The 21117-nt window shown below is 54.9% G+C and carries 15 protein-coding genes; 7 read left to right on the top strand and 8 right to left on the bottom strand.

Annotated features, from left to right (window positions below; genetic code table 11):
• Positions 1-7: 7 nt before the first annotated feature.
• Positions 8-1072, bottom strand: coding sequence for a KpsF/GutQ family sugar-phosphate isomerase (locus tag K239x_RS09435; RefSeq protein WP_419189870.1), 1065 nt, complete (start codon positions 1070-1072; stop codon positions 8-10).
• Positions 1073-1208: 136 nt separating this feature from the next.
• Positions 1209-3680: an excinuclease ABC subunit UvrA gene (gene uvrA / locus K239x_RS09430; RefSeq protein WP_419189869.1), complete on the bottom strand. Its 2472-nt coding sequence runs from the start codon at positions 3678-3680 to the stop codon at positions 1209-1211.
• 251 nt (positions 3681-3931) lie between these two features.
• Between uvrA and dgt the strand changes: the two genes are divergently transcribed.
• The 3 genes from dgt to K239x_RS09415 all read left to right on the top strand — a co-directional run bounded on the left by dgt (position 3932) and on the right by K239x_RS09415 (position 7689).
• Positions 3932-5095 (top strand): dGTP triphosphohydrolase, encoded by a 1164-nt coding sequence (gene dgt / locus K239x_RS09425; RefSeq protein WP_419189868.1) that lies wholly within the window; start codon positions 3932-3934, stop codon positions 5093-5095.
• 302 nt (positions 5096-5397) lie between these two features.
• Positions 5398-6408 (top strand): PIN/TRAM domain-containing protein, encoded by a 1011-nt coding sequence (locus K239x_RS09420; RefSeq protein WP_145417573.1) that lies wholly within the window; start codon positions 5398-5400, stop codon positions 6406-6408.
• Positions 6409-6498: 90 nt separating this feature from the next.
• Entirely contained in the window at positions 6499-7689 is a 1191-nt protein-coding gene (locus K239x_RS09415) for a hypothetical protein (RefSeq protein ID WP_145417572.1), read from the top strand.
• A 3-nt stretch (positions 7690-7692) separates the two neighbouring features.
• Here K239x_RS09415 and tyrS read toward each other — a convergent pair whose 3' ends face one another.
• The 3 genes from tyrS to K239x_RS09400 form a co-directional block, all read right to left on the bottom strand.
• Positions 7693-8979, bottom strand: a complete 1287-nt coding sequence (gene tyrS / locus K239x_RS09410; protein WP_145417571.1) for a tyrosine--tRNA ligase — start codon at positions 8977-8979, stop codon at positions 7693-7695.
• Positions 8972-9697 carry a 2-C-methyl-D-erythritol 4-phosphate cytidylyltransferase gene (ispD, locus tag K239x_RS09405; RefSeq protein ID WP_145417570.1) on the bottom strand — a complete coding sequence of 242 codons (726 nt, stop codon included), beginning with the start codon at positions 9695-9697 and terminating at the stop codon, positions 8972-8974. Before ispD ends, tyrS begins: the two co-directional genes overlap by 8 nt.
• Positions 9698-9839: 142 nt before the next feature.
• Positions 9840-11036: a Gfo/Idh/MocA family protein gene (locus K239x_RS09400; RefSeq protein ID WP_419189867.1), complete on the bottom strand. Its 1197-nt coding sequence runs from the start codon at positions 11034-11036 to the stop codon at positions 9840-9842.
• A gap of 336 nt (positions 11037-11372) precedes the next feature.
• Between K239x_RS09400 and K239x_RS09395 the strand changes: the two genes are divergently transcribed.
• From K239x_RS09395 to katG, 4 genes are all read left to right on the top strand, one after another.
• Positions 11373-12092, top strand: a complete 720-nt coding sequence (locus tag K239x_RS09395; RefSeq protein ID WP_419189866.1) for a hypothetical protein — start codon at positions 11373-11375, stop codon at positions 12090-12092.
• Between the two features lie 184 nt (positions 12093-12276).
• Complete coding sequence (locus tag K239x_RS09390) at positions 12277-14325, top strand: ATP-dependent helicase (RefSeq protein ID WP_145417569.1); 2049 nt, start codon at positions 12277-12279, stop codon at positions 14323-14325.
• Positions 14326-14431: 106 nt separating this feature from the next.
• Positions 14432-15316 (top strand): LysR family transcriptional regulator, encoded by an 885-nt coding sequence (locus K239x_RS09385; RefSeq protein WP_145417568.1) that lies wholly within the window; start codon positions 14432-14434, stop codon positions 15314-15316.
• 621 nt (positions 15317-15937) lie between these two features.
• Positions 15938-18130 carry a catalase/peroxidase HPI gene (gene katG, locus K239x_RS09380; protein ID WP_473163576.1) on the top strand — a complete coding sequence of 731 codons (2193 nt, stop codon included), beginning with the start codon at positions 15938-15940 and terminating at the stop codon, positions 18128-18130.
• 359 nt (positions 18131-18489) lie between these two features.
• Here katG and K239x_RS09375 read toward each other — a convergent pair whose 3' ends face one another.
• The 3 genes from K239x_RS09375 to rbfA form a co-directional block, all read right to left on the bottom strand.
• Positions 18490-19233 (bottom strand): YebC/PmpR family DNA-binding transcriptional regulator, encoded by a 744-nt coding sequence (locus K239x_RS09375; RefSeq protein ID WP_145417566.1) that lies wholly within the window; start codon positions 19231-19233, stop codon positions 18490-18492.
• A 68-nt stretch (positions 19234-19301) separates the two neighbouring features.
• Positions 19302-20534 (bottom strand): hypothetical protein, encoded by a 1233-nt coding sequence (locus tag K239x_RS09370; protein WP_145417565.1) that lies wholly within the window; start codon positions 20532-20534, stop codon positions 19302-19304.
• Positions 20535-20603: 69 nt separating this feature from the next.
• Positions 20604-21056 carry a 30S ribosome-binding factor RbfA gene (gene rbfA, locus K239x_RS09365; RefSeq protein ID WP_145417564.1) on the bottom strand — a complete coding sequence of 151 codons (453 nt, stop codon included), beginning with the start codon at positions 21054-21056 and terminating at the stop codon, positions 20604-20606.
• Positions 21057-21117: the final 61 nt, after the last annotated feature.

The raw sequence follows: 21117 nt of genomic DNA, 5'->3' as shown, positions 1-21117 counted from the left end.
TGACGCCCTAACGCGTCGGATTGATCGGAATCGTCGCGGCGTCGCCAGAGTCGTTTAATGACACAAGGTCAGTGATGTCCAGCATTCCGATCGGGCGATTGGCGTGATCAACCACCGGCAACTCGCTGATTTTGCGATGCGACATCAACGCCATCGCTTCGCTGAGGGTTGCACCGGTATTGGTCGTCGATGGCTGGCGGGTCATTTGCGATGCAATTGATTCGTCCAACGCGTTTTCACGTCGCGTTTCTAGCAGTCTGGCCAAATCGCTGTCCGTAAAAATTCCTGCCAGCGAACCGTCGTTATCGACCAACATGACCGCACCGGAGCGACGCCCTGTTTGGGAGCTGGTCACGATGGCCGTGCGAATCGAAACGCTGTCCGATGCGATTCGGCAAGCGTCGATCGGCCGCATCAATTGTTCGACGCGAGCCAGCTTGCGTCCCAGCGAACCACCGGGATGAAATTTTGCGAAATCCTGTGGCGTGAATCGGCGAAGCCGACTGGCCAACAATGCAATCGAATCACCGACCGCCATCATCACCGCCGTGCTGCTGGTTGGTGCTAATCCGTTGTGACAGGCTTCTTGGTGTTTGCCGATTGCGACGACACAGTCCGCCGCGATCGCCAATGGGTTGTCTTCGCCAGCGGTAATCGCGACCAGCGCGGTGGCATGTTCTCGTAAATGATCTGCGATGCGAACCACTTCTTCGCTACGGCCTGAATTGGAAATCGCCCAGACCAAATCGCTTTCGCGTACTCGGCCCAAATCACCGTGAACCGCTTCGGACGGATGCAAAAAGTGTGCGGGCGTGCCTGTGCTGGCGAGAGTCGCGACCAGTTTTTGCCCGACCAAACCCGCCTTGCCGACTCCCGTGACAATCACGCAGCCATCACATTGCGCGGTCATTTCGGCGGCGCGTACCGCTTCGGTGGTCAACGATTTTGCAGCGCGCTCGATCGCTTGCCCTTCGGCCAGTACCGAATTTCGAATCGATCGCAATCGATCGACCATCGTCGTCGGAAACCGATCGCGATCATCGGTAGGTTCATGTTTGACTTGGGCAGACACAGCGAGACCTTCCTTGGTGCGTCGCAATGGATCGGTAGCATCAGAATGACTGCTGGGGATAGTAGCCATAAATCAAAAGCGGCCACAATGCGAATCTGGGAGCAATAGGGCCCATAGAGAAAGGCAGGTTCGCGAATTAGCCCTGTTTTCCGGCAGCCAGAATCTGCTTAAGGAATTTTCCGGTCGCGTTGTCCCGCACGTCCGCGATCGTTTCGGGAGGCCCCTCGGCCAGCAGATAGCCGCCATCTTCGCCGCCCGTCGGCCCCAAATCGACGATCCAATCGCAAGCCGCCAGCAAGTCAAAGTTGTGTTCGATGACGATGACCGTGTTGCCCGCATCGACCAATTGCTGCAGCACACCTAACAAGCGTTCGACATCTGCAAAGTGCAAGCCGGTGGTCGGTTCATCCAACAAATACAACGTGCTTCCGGTCGACGACTTGGCCAATTCAGTCCCCAGTTTGATTCGCTGCGCCTCGCCGCCGCTAAGCGTTGTGCTGGATTGCCCCAAGTGGATGTATCCCAGCCCGACAGCCTGAAGCGATTGAACGAGCCGGAGCACTTTGGGGACGTCCTGAAAGAATTCCACCGATTCGTCGACGGTCATGTCCAAAACATCCGCGATGCTGGCGTCTTTGAAACGAACCTGGAGCGTTTGACGATTGAATCGGCGACCGCCACAGCGTGTACAAGTGACAAACAGATCGCTCAAGAAATTCATCTCGATCCGCTCCGCTCCATGGCCTTTGCAAAGTTCGCAGCGACCATCGGCGGAGTTGAAACTAAATCGCCCGGCTTTAAAGCCACGCGTTTTCGCTTCCCGGGTGGCCGCAAACACTTTGCGAATTTCGTCCAGCACACCTGCATAAGTCGCTGGGCAACTACGAGGACTGCGGCCGATCGGGGCTTGGTCGATCACGATCAGTTTGTCGATGTGCTGACTCCCAAGCAAACTTTTGTGCGGCCCTGGTGCGGGCGCGACAAGGTCCAGTTTCTTGGCCAACGCCGGATACAGCGTGTCGTTGATCAGTGAACTTTTGCCGCTTCCGGACACACCGCTGACACCAATGAGCTGCTCCAGAGGCAGTTTCAGCGTCACGTCTTTCAGATTGTTCGTTCTGACATTTTTGATCGTCAGCCACTTCTTTGACTGAGGCCGACGCGTTGACGGAATCGGAATGCGGCGCGTACCCGACAAGTACTGACCCGTCAGACTTTTTTTATCTGCGGCTATCTCCTGCGGCGTACCGATCCCGATCAGTTGCCCTCCCCCGCTGCCGGCGCCAGGCCCAATGTCGATCAAAACATCGGCTGCCCACATGGTCGCTTCGTCGTGCTCCACCACAACCAACGTGTTGCCTTGCTGTTGCAGATCGCGAATGCACTGAATCAACCGATCATGATCCGCCGGGTGCAGGCCAATCGACGGTTCGTCCAGCACATAGCACACGCCAACCAAGCCGCTCCCGATACTGGTCGCTAATCGCACACGCTGCAATTCGCCGCCGCTCAGTGTATGCGCAGCACGATCAAGAGTCAGATATGAAACGCCGACGCGCTGCAGAAACGTCAACCTCCGCACGACTTCGATACAGATTGGACGTGCAACACGTTGATGAAGCTCTGACAGGCTCGTTTCAATCTCTCCCAACCACTCGGCCGCCCGTGAAAGTGGGAGTGCCGTTAGATCAACGATGGATTTGGAATCGATCGTTACCGCCAAAGCTTCGGCGCGAAGTCGTCCACCTTGGCAGACCGGGCAAACGGTTTCGCGATCTTTTTCGCCGACTTTGCCGATCCCATCACAGCTGGGACACGCACCGTAGGGGCTGTTAAAGCTGAAGGTCCGCGGTTCGATTTCCTCGAAGCTATTGCCGCAATCAGCACAGGCCATCGCTGTGTTGTAGATGGCTTCGTCCCAATCACCCGCGTCGTTTTGAATCAGTGTCGCGATCATGCCGCCGCTCAGTCGCAGTGCCAAGCTGATCGATTCGGTCAAACGCGATTCGATGTCTTCGCGAATCACCAATCGATCAACCACAGCGTCGATGGTGTGGTTCTTTTTGGCAGCCAACGGGGGGATGTCTTCCAACGCGTGGATTTCGCCATCGACACGGGCACGAATCAGGCCCGCCACACGAATCGAATCCAAGATGTCACGGTGCTCGCCGCGACGCCCACGGATCATCGGAGCCATCAAGACCAGTTTGGTACCGTCGGGCAATTCTGCCAGCCGATCGCGAATGACTTCGGAGGATTGTTGCGAGATAGCCGAACCGCACTCAACACAGTGCGGAGTCCCGACACGTGCGTACAGTAGTCGCAAGTAGTCGTAAATTTCGGTGACCGTGGCAACGGTACTGCGAGCGTTGGTAGAACCAGGTTTTTGATCGATGGCAAGCGTCGGAGCCAGGCCGTCAATCGAGTCGACATCGGGACGAGGAATCTGATCTAAAAACTGTCGCGCATAGGCCGAAAGGCTGTCGATGTATTGCCGCTGACCTTCGGCGTACAACGTGTCAAACGCCAGCGAACTCTTGCCGCTACCGGACACCCCGGTGATGACGGTCAAAGCATCGCGAGGAATATCAACGTCGATATTTTGCAAGTTGTTGACGCGAGCACCCCGAATGCGGATCGCGTGAGCGCCTGAGCGGCTCTTAACAGAGGCTCGTTTGCGCCGCGAGGTGGAAGTCGATTTTACTGGCGGCAACGGAGTCTTTCGCGATTGCGTGGTGGTTGGTGTGGGCGTGCGATGCCGGGATCGGTAGAATCGAACAGCATACCCCTTGTCCCTGTTTGCCAAATAGCCCCGCCGCGATTCGCACCTGCCCTGCGGAAATTTCCGCTGGTACTTCGATGTCTGCCCCAAACACTCCCATGATTGACTTGCGACAGTACCAGGAAAGCGAAGAAACGTTTCTGGCTTCTTACGCGATGCACAGCTGCAATTCCAAAGGCCGCGTGCACCCCGAACAGCCACACGCCTACCGCGGCCCCTATGCCCGCGACCGCGACCGGATTCTGCACAGCAGTTCATTTCGTCGCTTGGCCGGCAAAATGCAAGTCTTCACCGGCGAGATGGGTGTCTATCACCGAACACGCCTGACTCATTCGTTTGAAGTCGCTTCTGTTGCGCGAACGATGGCACGAGCCCTTCGACTAAACGAGGATCTGACCGAAGCACTCGCGTTGATGCACGATGTCGGCCATCCGCCGTATGGTCACTGCGGCGAAGACGCACTGAGCGAATGCATGCGGGACGTCGGTGGTTTTTCGCACAATCAGTTTGCCCTGGTCATCGTGCAAGAATTGGAACAGCGGTATTCGGAATTTAGCGGCCTGAATTTGACCGCGGAAACTCTGGGTGGACAGGACGTGAGGGCTCACAAGCAAGAAGCCGCCGTCGGGCGTTCGCCTCTTCTGGAAGTTCAGCTGGTTGATTTGGCCGATTCAATTGCTTATGACGCGCATGACGTCGACGATGCATTGCAGATGGGGCTGTTGTCCTTGGATGAACTTTCCAAATTGGACATTGTCCGGCGAGCTTTAGATGCGATTAGCGATCGCCATGGACGTTTGCCCAAGCAGGAAACGCGTCAAGCGTTGGTGCACGAATTGATCGATCTCCAAGTCAGTGATTTGCTTAGCGGCGCGTTCGACTTGTTGGTGGGCGTCGACGGCTACGACGCTGACGAAGTTTGCGAATCGGGATTGAGGCTCCAGCACAGCGATGAACTGCGATCCGAACGCGGCGAGTTAGAATCATTTCTGTTTAAGACGGTCTATCGCCATCCGCGTTTGATTCCTGTTCGCAACGATGCGTCGCGTCGGCTTCAGGAACTGTTCCAAATTTTAACGCGTTCCCCCAATCGATTACCGCTTCGGTTCCGTGGTCGCACGCAGGATCGCCCCGTCGAACAAGTGGTCGGCGAATACATCGCGGGCATGACGGATCAGTTCTGCGACACTCAGCATCGCTTCGCCGTCAGGAACGAAACCGGCCCCCTAGCCGACTGGTAGGGACGCCGTGAACTGAGAAGACTCCGTTGTCGGATTGCGGGCGGAGCTCGGTCCAGTGCAGGTACTGGCTACTGGCCTCGGGTGCATTGGCAAACTGACGTCATTTGCGGCTAATGTTCAGATGTCGATTACTTCGCCTGCTGGTCGGCTTCGGTCGATTGTGCGAGTTATTCCGAGTCGAATCCTGGGCCGCTGTCGAATCGACCGTGACGGCCCCTGGGGGGGCATCGCTGGCTGATCTAGACTGCCATGATTATCTGTCACGACTGTTTCGTTGCTTTCCGAGTTGGGATGTTGCTTCCATGGCTCTCATTATTCTTCGCTGCATTTTCTTGATCTGCGCTGGTGGCGTTTCCGCTGTGATCAACTCACAGTTGCTACCACAAGAATCCAGCTCCGCCACGCCTTGGCTGGTGTTTGCCGGAATCATGGGACTTGCCCTGGCCGTCGTCGCTGCTGACATCTACGTGCCTCGCAAGCGAATTGACACGATCTCGGCCGTCTATTTTGGCGTGCTGATCGGGATGCTGCTGACGTACATCTTGTGGATTGCCGTCGCGCCGATGCTGGTCAACAGCATCAACAACCCCAGCGCCGTGCAGCTGATCATTGCGCTAGTACTGTGCTATATCTGCGTCAGTGTGCTACTGCAGACCAAAGACGATTTCCGCTTTTTGATTCCGTATGTCGAATTTGTCCGCGAAGTAAAAGGTTTTAAGCCGTTGATCTTGGACACCAGTGTCGTCATCGACGGACGGATCGCCGACCTGGTAGGCACAGGCGTATTTGACAACCAGTTGATCATGCCGCGTTTTGCTTTGACAGAATTGCAGGCGATCGCTGACAGCAGCGACAAACTGCGCCGAACCCGCGGACGTCGCGGGCTCGATGTGCTCAATCGCATGCGTGCCGATGACAATGTCGATTTGATTATTTTCGATCGCGAATTGCCTGAGCTTGCCGGCCAGACGGTGGACCTAAAATTGGTTCTACTGGCCAAGCACCTGGAAGGCAAAGTTGTCACGGGCGATTTCAACTTGAACAAGGTTGCCAAAGTCCAAGGCGTGCCTGTCATCAACCTAAATGAAATCAGCAACGCACTGCGTCCCGCGTATCTGCCGGACGAAGGTTTTCGCGTCAAAATCATCAAGGCTGGCGAAGGCCCCGAGCAAGGTGTGGGCTACCTGGATGATGGCACGATGGTCGTGGTCGAGGGTGCACGGGAGCGAATCGGCGAGGAACTGGAAGTACTGGTCACTAGCACGCTTCAAACCAATGCTGGCAAGATGATCTTCGCCAAAGCTGTCGCGTAGTCGCTAAAACGCATCGACGCCAACGTTACTGGGGCGTTCTTCTGGCGTTCGCATTGACGCTGTCCAAGGGGTTTTGCTAGTTCCATCTTTATGTGGACTCAATCCCCCCGCCAAGCAGCGATTTGCTGCAGCTTGGCGCTGCTATCGATCTGCTTTAAAGACGCGAACGCTCAACAGCAAAACGCGACGATTAATCGTGCGCTCAACAGCGAAGTCCTCAATCAGAGCGACGCGTTGAATGAGCCTGCGTCGACCAGCATGAACACGATCGCCACCGCGACTGCCGAGACCAGCGACGGCGTTGTATTGCTTGCCAATCAAAACGTATTGCGTGGCAAAGCGATTCAACTTGGCAACGAAATCGTCGTCCGACGCTCCGACGGAAGCGAACTGCGGCTGGATCGCCAGCGCGTGCTCTGCTGGGGCCAAACGATGCACGACCTATACCAGTATCGAACCGACAGTCGGCACGCCGATGATCTGGCCGCCCATGCGGACGATATTCAGTGGTGTTTGCAACACCAGCTTCTCGATCGAAAACTCCTGGAGCTTGCCCAGCGAGACTTGGAACACGCACTCCAGGTTTCGCCCCGCGATCCTGTGTTTGTCCGCCTGGCCAACCGACTGGCCCGCGCATGGAAAGGAGCACGATCCGCATCACAGCAAAAGACAACTATCTCCGATGCTGAGCGGAACGCCGTGGCAGAACAAATCAAGTTGGTCGATCACCAGCAAAAACAGCTAGAGGCCGCCGAAGAAGTCGACGCGGCAACCCTGGCCGGATTCGCCAGAAACGTGCAACCGATGCTGCTCAATCGCTGCGGAAGCTGCCACGGGCATACCTCCGACCTTCAATGGAAACTGCTGCTGCCAGCGAGTGGTTCGCGGGCCTCGGCCAGAATTGCCAGACAGAACCTGCTTTCGATCACGCCGTTCATTAACTTTCAATCCGGTTTGGAAAGCGAACTCAGGCTTCGCGCGATTGACGGACACGCCGGAGCAAAACGCTCACTTGGCGTGCGAGACACTCCCGCGTCGCGTGCCTTGGATCAATGGCTCCAATCGGCACGCCCGGCGGGAGCGGCACTCGAAAACGCCAAACGCAATTTAGCTGAAACGTCGTACAAACCTGAATCGGCATCCGACGCGGGCGGAAAACCCACTGCGCCGGATTGGCAAAACGAAGTGCACGAAAACACTAAGCCCCAGATCGAACGACTGCCACAAGTGGCGAACCCCTTCGATCCCGACATTTTCAATCGGCGTCAGCAAATACGCTAAGAGCTATTTGGGAAAACGCAAAAGACCGTATTTACGTTTGCCTTTACGTAACACAATCACGGTTTCACTTGCCAAATCCGGCTCCGTCAACTTCAAGTTCATGTCGCTGATGCGTTCATTGTTGACATAAACGCCGCCGTCTTTGATGGCCCTTCTCGCTTCGCTACTGCTGCCAGCGAGCCCCGCGTTTTGTAACGCTTCGACGATCCACAGTCCTTCGCCACCGAGCGCAGATCGTTCCAATTCGCTGCTAGGAACGTCGGCAAAAATCTCGCTCAGCTGCTGATCCGTCGCGTCGCCAATCTCGCCTCCAAAGAATATCTGAGTCGCTTTCATCGCCGACTCAAGACCATCGTCTCCGTGACAGAACTCGGTCATCCACTGCGCCAATCGTTTCTGAGCCGCTCGTCGGCCCGGGTCTGATTCAGTTTGGCTGGCCAGTTCGTCGTATTCGGCCTTTTCGATTTCGGTCAGGTACGCAATGCAGCGCATCACGTCGGCGTCCGCGACATTCACCCAGTACTGGTAAAAGGCGTACGGACTGGTGCGTGCCGGATCCAGCCAGACCGCACCCCGCTCGGTTTTGCCCATTTTGCGTCCGTCGCTGGTGGTTAGCAACGGAGCTGTCAGGCCGAAGAGTTGTTCGCCCAACATGCGCCGACCTAGATCGATGCCTGCTGTGATATTTCCCCATTGGTCACTCCCACCGGCTTGAATCTTGCAGCCATGTTCTTTGCACAGATGCACAAAGTCGTACGCTTGCAGGAGCATGTAACTGAATTCCGTGTAGCTCAGGCCCGCTTCGCTGTCCAACCGCGAACGCACGGACTCTTTGCCCATCATCGCACCGACAGGAAAACTCTTGCCGACGTCACGCAAGAATTCCAAGTACGAGTATCCCTGCATCCACTGAAAATTATTCAACAGGAGTGCGGCTTGATCGCCCTCGAAATCCAAAAACCGGCGCATCTGCTGGGCGACACCGTCGACATTGGCTTGCAACTGTTCCGCCGAAAGCAAATTGCGTTCCTCGCTCTTGCCGCTCGGATCGCCGATCATTCCGGTCGCGCCGCCGACCAATGCAATCGGGCGGTGCCCGGCTTTTTGAAAACGTCGCAGCATCATCAGTTGCATCAAACCGCCGACGTGCAAACTATCGGCGGTCGGATCAAATCCGATGTAAACCGTCTGCGGTCCCGAAGCCAGTAATTTGGCTAGCCCGGCTTCATCAGTTTGTTGATGGATCAGGCCGCGCCAAGAAAGTTCGTCGATCAAATTTGCTTCAGGCATGATGATTCTGTCGTTGCAGGATTGCGTGTGCAATCGCGAGGTCTTCTGAATGAGTAATCTTGATATTTTCGGCCGAACCGCGCACCAGCGTCACCGCGTGCCCAATTCTCTGGACCAATTCGGCATCGTCCGTTGCGGGGCGTCCGCGATATTTTTCGTACGCTTGCAATAACCATTGGATACGAAACACCTGAGGAGTCAAAGCGATCCACAAGTCACGTCGATCTACGGTTGTCGCAAACTGATTTTCGTCCGACCGTTTAACGCTCCCAGGAATCGGCGTCGCCAAGATCGCGGCTCCGGTCTGGATGGCCGAATCAAACACCCGGTTCAAATCGGCGGCGGATACCAGCGGTCGAGCAGCATCATGGACGGCAACGTATTGAACGGACGGGTCATCTTTCACCAAACCAAGACCGTTTTGAACGCTGTCGGTTCGCTCCTTGCCTCCCGAAACCAATTCAATCTGCAATTCACTCACCAAACCCTGGAACTTATTTGCGAACGCATCTTGGTCCGATGCCGCGACTGCCATCACAATCCGTCCGACCGCACTTTGCTGGCGAAGACGCTGAGCGGCGTGATACCAAATCGGTTTGCCGTCCAACAACGCAAAGAGCTTATTTTCACTTGCTCCGAACCGTTGACCACTTCCACCGGCAGGCAGGATTGCAGCGATGTATCCAGGGACGGGCGGTCGTGAATTAGGATCTGGCATCACTTCGATTCAACGTGGCGTCGACGATTGCGACCGCAACAGCAGCCGCAGCGACCAATATTGGCCGCTCTGAAATGGTCACTCGAACTGGTCGTCCAATACAGGCCGTTCTAACGGGTCGTTCGAGATAGTCGCTCTGAGACTAACGCCGAGCAGCATCGTGCTTCAGTGGCAACCAAGCAGCATCTTGCTCGCTACTGGCAACGCACTGCTGGATAAAATACATCCCTTCGACACCGTCGTAGATATTGGGATAGACCGTGTCACGTCGCTCGACCGTCTGACCATCGCCTCGCAGTGCCATCGCGTCAAACGCGGACGCATAAACATTTGCAAACGCTTCAAAGAACGCTTCCGGATGACCGCTTGGAAGTCGACATGCCGCTGCACCGGAGCCGCTCATATAGGACGCGTTCGGGTCACGAGTATAGATCTGGTGCGCCTTGCCATTCTGACGAAAGATCAGTTCGTTGGGATTTTCTTGACGCCAACGCAGCGAGCCTTTTGTGCCGTCAATTTCGATCTCCAAATCGTTTTCGCGGCCATGGCTAATTTGCGAAGCAGTGACTGTCCCCAGCCCGCCGTTTTCGTAGCGAACCACGGCAGTGCCGTAGTCATCCAAACGTCGACCTTCGACAAATGTTTTCAAGTGACAGCTGACGGTCTCGGGTAACAGCCCGGTCATGTATCGGCCCAAGTTGTAAGCGTGGGTGGCGATGTCACCAAACGCACCAGCAGCACCACTTTTGGATGGGTCGGTCCGCCAAGCTGCTTGCTTCTGATCTTCTGCTTCCAATTGGGTTCGCAGCCATCCTTGGATGTACTGCGTGCGAATGGCGTTGATCTCGCCAAGCTCGCCATTGAGAATCATCTCGCGTGCTTGGCGGACAAGTGGATACCCGGTGTAGTTGTGCGAGACAGCAAACACGACATCTGAATTGCTGACCGTTTCCAACAACGCTTCGGCTTGCGCCAGATCAAACGTCATGGGTTTGTCACAGATCACATTGAAACCTGCTTCGACAGCTGCGCGAGCGATTTCGTAGTGCGTGTGGTTGGGCGTGGTCACGCTGACAAAGTCGATCCGTTCGCCATCGGGCAACTTGGATTCGGCATCAAACATCGCTTCGTAGCTGCCGTAAGCCCGGGATTCGTGGATGTCGTAGTCAGGTGCCGATGCCTTGGACCGCTCGGGGTTGCTGGACAGGGCTCCGGCGGTAACCACTGCGCGATTGTCCAAGCAAGCCGCGATGCTGTGGACACGACCAATGAACGAACCCTGGCCGCCACCGACCAGACCCATGCGGAGTTTACGATTAAGGGGTTCATTGATTGCCATGACGGTCGGTTCACCTATAAAAAAGGGATGATTGGACTAAATTCTCGTTGCCACCACCGCAGTTTGCCTGACCCTCCCGGGGAGAATCGATAACACCGGCGGCAATGAACGTCTGACGGGGTCAGGATTTGAAAAAGCAATCGTAAAGTGACGGGCCAGCGCGTACAATTACGGGCACTGAAGTTTGCGGTAGAGAATGGTCAGAAACGCACCATTTTCCCCGATTCCCTTGCGATCGCATCCACGTTCGCAAGACTTCGATTTCATCGCACTTCGCCCGACAACCTTTTATCTTCGCAGGCCGCGCGAGTGAGCGCTGACAAGGAGCAAGAATCGATGAACGCAGACCCTCAACGTTCAAACCAGAATGGACTCGATGTTTTTTCTACCCCCAACGCATCGTCGTCAGATCTGTCGCTGCCACTAGCCGAATCATCGGCGGCCAGCCCGTGCTGTGGCGGGTTCACCAAGCTGCATTTCGTTGCCAGCGCCTTGGCTGTAACGACGTTGATCGCATTGGGAGCCGCAACGTATTTTGCTGGCCAAGCGTCGGTGGCCAAAACATCCACCGCTAGCGAATCCAAACTAGCTGCCGCCGCCATGCAATTGGAAGGTTTCCAACTGCCATCGATCGACGCCAGCGCGGCGCTTAGCAGTGATAAATTTTCGATGGCGACCGGCAGCGTCGGTGAATCCGGCGAAGGTTTGTTCGTGCTCGATCACAACTCCGGCTTGCTGCAGTGTGCCGTCATGTACCCACGCCTGGCACAGTTCATGGCGTTGTATACCGTCAACGTCAGCGAAGCACTGGCGACCGGCGGCAAAGGCGGCAAGTACATCATGGCGACCGGAGCCTTGGATTTTCCCACCACAAGTGCGCGACCGGCAGCACCTTTGGTCGTCTATGTCTTGGACACATCGACCGGCAACTATGCCTGTTACGGAGTTCCGTTTAACCGGGCTGCCGTCAATTCCGGCAAACCGCAACAGGGCATGATGATCTTGCTTGGAACCGGCACCGCGAACCCCATCGCAGATCGTGATTCGGGTCGGTAAATTTTCAGGCTTCTGATTTTCAATCGCCTGCCTCCTTCGCGGTAGGCTCACGTCTTGGCGTTTTTGCGAACTCCTGACTCCGGTCGGGAGTGGGGTCAGCGTCTGAGCCAAGAAACCTAGGTCGCGTCTTCGATCGCGACACTCAATTTTTTTCCACGAACAAAGCAGAACGAACCACTTATTCATGTCCGATGGAGCGAACCCAAGTCATGGGGACAATCATGGATTGAACGAAGCGCAGGCTGCCGCTGTCAAAACCCTCTCGGGGCCCATGTTGGTTCTGGCAGGGGCAGGCACTGGCAAGACCCGCGTTGTGACTTTCCGCATCGTTAACTTGATTCGTCACGGCACTTCGCCGGAACGAATTCTTGCGGTCACGTTTACCAACAAAGCCGCCGGCGAGATGAAGGAACGCGTCGGTGAGTTGCTGGGGATTCCCAAAGGCCGCGGTGGAAAACGCCGCGGCAAGAACGAAAAAACTCCGCCCGCTCCCACTATCAGCACATTCCACTCACAATGCGTACAGATTCTTCGTCGACATGCCCAAGCATTGGGATATCCGGCCAAATTTTCGATCTACGATCGAGGTGATCAAGAATCACTGGCCCGCGGAATCTTGAGAGAACTGAGGTTGCCGGGAACAGCTCTGAAAGCCAGCGAAATGCTTGCGATCATCGGCGGATGGAAGAATCAATCTGTCAAGCCCGAAGAAGCGGCGCTGGAAGCGGCGACCGACAAAGAGCACTTTGCCGCCGCAGCGTACCGTCGCTACCAAGTCGGACTTTTCACTCGGGGTGCGATGGATTTTGACGATCTGTTGCTAAACACCGAAGTTCTGTTTGACGAACACCCGACCATCCGCGACGAAGAAGCATCAAAATACGATCATGTTTTGGTCGATGAATATCAAGACACGAACGGCAGCCAATACCGCATCACGAAACACCTGACGCTTCGCCATCGCAACCTGTGCGTTGTCGGTGACGACGATCAGTCCATCTACGCTTGGCGCGGTGCCGACGTGACGCACATCTTGAATTTCACCAAAGACTGGCCTGAGGCAAAAGTAGTTTGTCTAGAAGACAACTATCGCAGCACCGGATCGATTCTTGACATGGCCAATCGGTTGATTCAGTACAACACCGAACGCCACGACAAATCGTTACTGCCTAGTCGCCCTGAAGGCCCTCGTCCGCGAATCCAACAGCACAAAGACGAAATAACCGAAGCAAAGTCGGTCGTGGCAGAGATCGCTCACTACATCAACTTCGAGAAGGTCCCACCGCGCGACATCGCCATTTTGTTTCGCACCAACGAACAACCGCGACTATTCGAAACCGAACTTCGCGCGGCCGAAGTTCCTTACGTGATGCTGGGCAGCCAGTCGTTCTTTGACCGCCGCGAAGTAAAAGACATCGTGGCATATTTGAAATGGATCGAGCAGCCCGACGACGAAGTTGCTTTGCTACGTGTGATCAACACGCCTGCGCGAGGCCTCGGTCCGACCGCCGTCAAGTTATTGATGGGTCGCGCTGTCGAGCGGGGCGTTTCAGTCTGGAATGTCATGACGGACGCCAGCGCAATAGAGGATCTTAAACCACGAGCAAAAGAAGGCATCCAACAACTGGCAAGTTTGGCCGACGATGTGCGTCTGCGAGCGGCCAACGATTCTCTGGCCGCTGCACTTCAAACCCTGTACGATCGATCCGCGTACTCGGATGAAATCGTGCGAATGTACGACCAGCCCGAAGAGCGAGAATCGCGCATGGCGTCTTTAGGCGAAGTCAGCAATGCGATCGCTGCGTACGAGGACACGAAAAAGAAGCCCGACTTGACGGGATTTCTTTCGGAAATTGCTCTCGCCGGACGCGAGATGGGTAACGAGAAGGATAAGCTCGCTGCGCAAAATGCAGTGTGGTTGCTGACGATGCACGCCGCAAAGGGACTTGAGTTTCCGATCGTTTACATGGTCGGAATGGAACAAGGACTTTTGCCGCACAGCCGCAGCGTCAAAAGTGGAAACGAAGAGGACATCGCCGAGGAACGCCGGTTGTGTTATGTCGGCGTGACCCGCGCCCAAGAAAACCTGACCCTTTCGATGGCACTGACGCGGCGAAAATGGGGCAAGCCCCGGCCCACAATCCCGAGCCAGTTCTTGTACGAAGTCACCGGCAAGGCTGCGAACCCCAACCAGTACCGGCCAAAGAAAAAGCGTCGACCAATCGGTAAATAGCCAGACTCAAGACTAACCTGCAAGTGCGTGATAGCGACACTCGCGACCAAGCTAAATGACAGAGCTGCCAAGTGATGACATACTTCTTTGACAGGTTTTGATCGCGATGAACATGGACCAGCTCGTAAATTTTCAATGTGTGGCAGAACTAAAAAACTTTACCCACGCCGCGGAACGATTGTGCATTTCGCAGCCCGCATTGAGCAGGTCGATTCAACGACTGGAAGAAGAGCTCGGCCAACCGCTGTTTGATCGCAAGCCTCGATCGGTTGAACTAACCGACGCCGGATTGCTGTTCCAAAATCGAGCGGAACAGATCCTATTTATCGTCGAAGACACCAAAGCCGAAATCGGAGACGATGGAGAGAGCGGTCGCATTCGCATCGGTGCCATCCCAACCGTCGCTCCTTTTTTTCTTCCCGATTTGCTGCGTGAATTTTCGGACAAGTTCCCCAAGGCGACGATCATCGTTCAAGAGGACACGACCGACCACTTGTTGAAACGCTGCAAACAAGGCGAACTGGATTTGGCAATCCTGGCTCTTCCGATACCGACTCGATATGTCGAGTGCGAGGAACTGTTTGAAGAAGAGCTTATCCTTGTGCTGCCACCCAAGCATCCACTTGCCACTAAAAAACAGATTCGCATCAAAGACATCGAACAGTATCCGTTCGTACTCTTAAACGAAGCCCACTGCTTGTCGGACAATGTCACTTCGTTCTGCCAGCAGCGTGCGATTCAACCGGTGGCCGTCGAACGCACCAGCCAACTGGTCATGGTGCAAGAATTGGTTTCGCTTGGGCACGGCATTTCGATGATTCCGGAAATGGCAAAGCGGCTGGACCGAACCGAACGCCGAGTCTACCGTTCAATCAGCGGCACCAAACCCACGCGAACCATCGCAGCCGTTTGGAATCCCTATCGCTTTCAAACACGATTGGTCAGAGAGTTTCGCGAACACATCAAAGACTACTCCAAAACGATCGCTTAGGTCGCAATTCGACGCGGCGATCCTACTCCCGCGATGAATCTGCTGCACGAACGTCCATGCAGCGTTCTTTCCTGCACGCTCACCTCGTGAATCAGATATTCCCGGCGATTCACTCCCTGAGAATGGATAGGTTCGTCAGCGGGCGAATGTTTCGCATCGACAGTGCGCATCGACAGTGCGCATCGGCAGTTCGGATCGGCGAGAAGTCCACGAGCAGGCGTCACTCATTCATTGCTGAACCAGCCTGGATGGCACCGCAATTGGCGACCGATCGGTTCTCGCTGCGGGAATCTCGCCCAATGGAAACGAACCCTTGATCGACCAATAAACTAACGTGTAGGCGTATTGCGTCCGCCCCAGCCATGCATTATTTGCATAGAAGGCATTCGATTAATGCATTGGATCTATCGCTCTTTTATGGCAATAATCTGGCATCTCGATCACGATTCCGCAGCATAAGCGGAATTCTCACCCTCCACCCCAATTGAGACCATGGCTCCAACCCAACTCGCTCGTCCGATAACGAGCCTCGCAGTGTTTTGCATCGCGACATCAGTGTTCGCTGATGATTCCAAGACAACTCCTACGCAAGGGCAGAACGCCATTGCTAAATGCCCCGTCATGAACGCGCCGACCGCCCCGGCGATGCGGCATACCGCGGCAGGCGCGTATTCCAACCGTGACTGGTGGCCCAACCAATTGAATGTGGGAATCCTGCACCAGAATTCGGTCAAAGGAAATCCGATGGGAGCAGATTTTGACTACGCCAAGGAATTCAAAACCCTTGACCTGGATGCTTTAGCAAAAGATGTTGACGAACTGCTGACGTCCTCGCAAGATTGGTGGCCAGCGGATTATGGAAACTACGGCCCGCTCTTCATTCGCATGGCTTGGCACAGCGCGGGCACCTACCGGGTGACCGATGGTCGAGGCGGAGCCAGTTACGGTACCCAGCGATTTGCACCGCTCAACAGCTGGCCCGACAACGGAAACCTAGACAAAGCTCGGCGGTTACTTTGGCCGATCAAACAAAAGTACGGCAACAAGATTTCCTGGGCTGACCTAATGATCTTCGCCGGGAATCGGTCACTCGAAACGATGGGTCTGAAAACTGTCGGCTTCGCTGGTGGACGTGCCGACGTTTGGGAACCGCAGGAAGATGTGTACTGGGGGCCGGAGAGTGAATGGCTGGGCGATAAGCGGTACAGCGAAGGTCGCGAATTAGAAAATCCTTTGGCGGCCGTCCAGATGGGACTGATCTATGTCAATCCAGAAGGTCCCAACGGAAAACCCGACCCGCTGGCCGCCGCAAAAGACATCCGCGACACCTTCGGCCGTATGGCGATGAACGATGAAGAAACGGTCGCCCTGATCGCTGGCGGACACACGTTCGGCAAGGGTCACGGCGCCGCGCCACCCCGCGACAATGTTGGCCCAGCTCCCGAAGGCGCACCGATCGAAGAACAAGGTTTGGGCTGGAAGAACGCGTTTGGTTCTGGCAAAGCGGGCGATACGATCACCAGCGGCTTGGAAGGTGCGTGGACGACGACGCCCACCGAATGGTCCAACGGCTACTTTGACAACCTGTTTAGCTACGATTGGAAACTAACCAAGAGCCCGTCCGGTGCTCAGATCTGGATCCCTCAAGATGAATCGGCAAAAGGCACTGTTCCCGACGCTCACGATCCTGCGAAGGCTCATGCGCCGATCATGTACACGACCGACTTGGCTTTGAAAATGGATCCTATCTATGGGCCAATTTCAAAAAACTTTCACGAGAACCCGGACCAGTTTGCGAAGGCGTTTGCCAAGGCTTGGTACAAACTAACACACCGTGACATGGGTCCAGTTTCTCGTTACCTGGGGCCGCTTGTCCCGGCCGAGCAAGAACTGTGGCAAGACCCGGTGCCCGCAGTCGATCACGACTTGATCGACGATGCTGACATTGCCAACCTGAAATCAAAGCTGATTGGCTCCGACCTTTCGGTTTCCGAATTGGTTTCTACCGCATGGGCGTCCGCGTCAACCTTTCGTGGTTCAGACAAGCGTGGTGGAGCCAACGGAGCTCGAATCCGCTTGGCACCTCAAAAAGACTGGGCCGTCAACAAACCGGTTCAACTGGCGAACGTTTTGAAAAAGCTTCAGCAGATCCAAACCGAATTCAACAGATCGCAAACAACTAGCAAGAAAGTCTCGCTCGCCGATCTGATCGTCTTGGGTGGCAACACTGCCGTTGAACAGTCTGCAAAGAAAGCTGGGCACAATGTAAGCGTGCCCTTCGCTCCAGGTCGCACCGACGCAACTCAGGAACAAACGGACGTAGAATCGGTTGCATTCTTGGAGCCAAGAGCGGATGGATTTCGCAACGCTTTGGGACACTCGATCGATCGCCCCGCGCCGGAACTGCTTGTCGATCGCGCTAGTTTGCTGACACTGAGCGCACCCGAGATGACTGTCTTGGTCGGCGGCCTGCGTGTTCTGGGTGCCAATGCGGATGACTTGGGACTAGGAGTAATGACGAAGCAACCCGAGACACTGACCAACGATTTCTTTGTGAATCTGTTGGACATGAATACGCAGTGGAAAAAGTCGCCCGTCTGCGAACACTTTTTCGAGGGATCCGACCGCAAGACAGGAAAGGCCAAATGGAAAGCAAGTTCCGTGGACCTAGTATTCGGATCGAATTCGCAACTGCGAGCCATCGCGGAAGTCTATGGCAGCAAGAACGCGAGCGAGAAATTCGTCAACGATTTTGTTGCCGCTTGGACCAAGGTCATGAACCTAGATCGCTTTGATCTGCCCTCTCGCAACTAAGCAAGCCGCTGGGGCAAAACAAACAGAGCGACATCGCGTAACGCTTCCCGCAAAAACATTGCCGGAAGCGTTTTTTCTTGCGCCGACCTCAGCACCAAGAATCGCTTCGGCTGTGACGCACAGGAATGCATTCGACCGAAAACCAGAACGACTCGCCGTTCACTTCAAGCCACATTCATTTTGCAACGAATGGTGAAATGCGAAATTGACCTCGATGAACAATGCAAGCGAGAAGCAGTCGTTTGCGTCGCACCATACTGGCATAGCCACAGTGTAGATGCCGCGACAAACGAGTGCTAATCTAAAACCATGTCGCAAAAGCACAGGCAAGAATGCCCTTTGCACTGGTCGTTGACGACCTACTCTTCCATCATTTCGTCGGTGATGTTCAGATTCGTGCTGACGGTCTGCACGTCGTCATGGTCATCGATTGCTTCCAACAGCCGCATCACTTTCTTTGCCGTATCAGCATCCAGATCAACGGACGTCTGTGCGACCATCATGACTTCGCTCATCTCAGTCGGCATTTCAGCAACTTGAAAAGCGTTGGAGAGCGTTTCGTAAGCATCGGGAGGCGAGGTGACTTGAAACCTACCATCGTCGAGCGTTTCGATGTCTTCGGCGCCATTTTCCAGTGCGATTTCCGTCAGCTTCTCTTCATTACATCCTTCGGCGGCAAAGACAAATACGCCTTTACGATCGAACAGATAAGAAACGCAGCCTGACTTTCCAATCTCGCCACCTTGCTTGCCGAAGATCGTTTTCATTTCTGGACCGGTGCGGTTGCGATTATCGGTCAGCGTTTCGCACATGACTGCCACGCCACCGGGGCCGTAGCCCTCGTAGAGCACTTCTTCCATGTCGCCGCCGGCCAACTCACCCGTCCCGCGTTTGATCGCGCGAGCGATGTTGTCCTTGGGCATGCTGACTGCTTTCGCATCGTCAATCGCTTTGCGAAGTCGAAAGTTCGCGTCCGGATCTCCGCCGCCGTGCTTGGCAGCCATGATGATCCCCTTACTTAACTTACTCCACAACTTGCCACGGGCAGCGTCAACACGTCCTTTGCGGTGTTGAATATTCGCCCACTTTGAGTGTCCTGCCATGATTAATCAAACGTAAAATCGAGGGAACCGAAACAAAACTGACGTCACTATATGAACGCCAACCGAGATTAACGCGGCTTGCGTTTGGTGAGCTTGCGATTGGTAGCTTTCTTAGCGCTAGACGAAGCTTTTTTCTTGGCAGGCTTTTTGGCCACCTTCTTTGACGCTGGCTTCTTCGATGCAACTTTCTTTTTTGTTGCTGGTTTCTTTTTTGTTGCTGGCTTCTTTCTAGCAGCTGCCGTTTTCGACGTTGCGGCCGACTTTTTCTTTGAAGGAGTCTTCTTTTTCTTGGCTGGCTCCGCCGCAGCGGACTTTTTGGAAGCGACCTTCTTTTTGGCAGATGTTTCGCCTTGAGCGGCTGCCTTCTTTTTTGCAGCAGTCGATTTAGCTCGCGAGTCTTTCTTGGCGGTCGCTGCGACCTGATCTCTGGCGGTCAACTCTTTCTTTCGCGACGCCGACTTTGCCGCAGCTTTTGCAGCCGCTTTCTTGGCTGCCTTTTCGGCTGCGATTCGAGTGGCTTCACGAGCCGCCGCTGCTGCTGCTTTGGCTTCCGCTTCGTTTCGCTCTTTCTCTTCGGCGCGCCGTTTTACTCCACGTCGCTTAGCGGCTTTGCGAGCGGCAATCCATTCGTCCAACCGATCACTGGATCCTTTGCTGACCGAATCCATCAAAGCGCGAACTGATTTGCTCTTAATGTCTTTATTCAATTCGACGGCAGCAAGGTGCAACAACGTCGAAAACTCAATGCCCTTGGCCTTTGGAATCGCTCTCTCCAGCCCTGGTACTCGCCCATCTTTGGCTTCGGCTTGCGTGGCGATGTCGGTCGCCAACATCAGCACCATGGCCGAATAATCGATTGGGATCGAATGGCCGCCTAGACCGTGCTGCACGGTGTAGCTGAGCACGAACGGCGTCATCGCTGGCATTTTCTCGAACTTGCCGACCGCTTTGCCTAGGTTCTCTTTTTTCAAGTGATCGAGATCGAACGTGTAGAACTCCTCAAACACTGCCTGCAAGTTTTCTTTCAGACGCTGGGCAGCTTTGGCTGAATCAGGCAACCGCGAAAGCACTTGGCTTAGCTCAGAGACAGTCGTGACACGAACTTCGTTCCAATCGAAAAAATCTTGTTCGCATTTTGCAAACCCTTCGTCAGCCAAATCAGCTGGCGCGTCTTCTAGCAAACAGGCATACAGCAAATGCTCCAGAAGCGGACGTGTCGGTTGAGCGGGTGGAGCCTGATACTTCTTCTTCAGCACGGTATGAAGTTTAGTAATCAGTTTTGCGCGGTTACTGGCGGCCATCAGGTTAAAATCGAAAGGGGGAGATCAGGATGCGAGAGGACGACAAGAAAGCGGGTCAAAGACGTTTGACTAGCCGGGCTCGGTCGTGGCATCGTTGGCTGGCGCGGTCTCGTTAGGATCCGGCCGGGAAATGTCAGCTTGCGAGGTTTCGTCTTCCGTAGGAAGCGAACGCTCTTCTTTTTCTTCTCGAATTTTGGCCAGCAATTCGCCGACCGCCATCGCGTTGTCAGCGCCTTTGTTCAAGACGAACTGCAGCCTAGGTATGTAGCGAGATTCGATCTTGTTTGAGATCTGTTGCTGAAGAAATCCAGCGGAGTTCTGCAAACCACGGATCGAATTCTGTTTCTGCTTTTCGCTGCCCATCACGCTGACATGCACTTTTGCTTCGCGCATATCGGGAGCCACATCGACCGAGATGACCGTCACATTTTTGACACGAGGGTCACGTAATTCGGTCAAGATGGCTGAGGCGACCACTTCACGGATCGCTTCGGCAGCTTTTAACAATCGACGACTGGTCACGGCTTGAAAAGTACAAATGAGAGGGAAGGAATAGTCGAACCTACAAAACAAAACACGGCTC

The sequence above is a fragment of the Stieleria marina genome, from assembly GCA_007741555.1.
GTDB lineage: Bacteria > Planctomycetota > Planctomycetia > Pirellulales > Pirellulaceae > K23-9.
The sequence above is the reverse complement of the archived record's forward strand: the minus strand, read 5'-3'. Positions and strand labels throughout refer to the sequence as shown.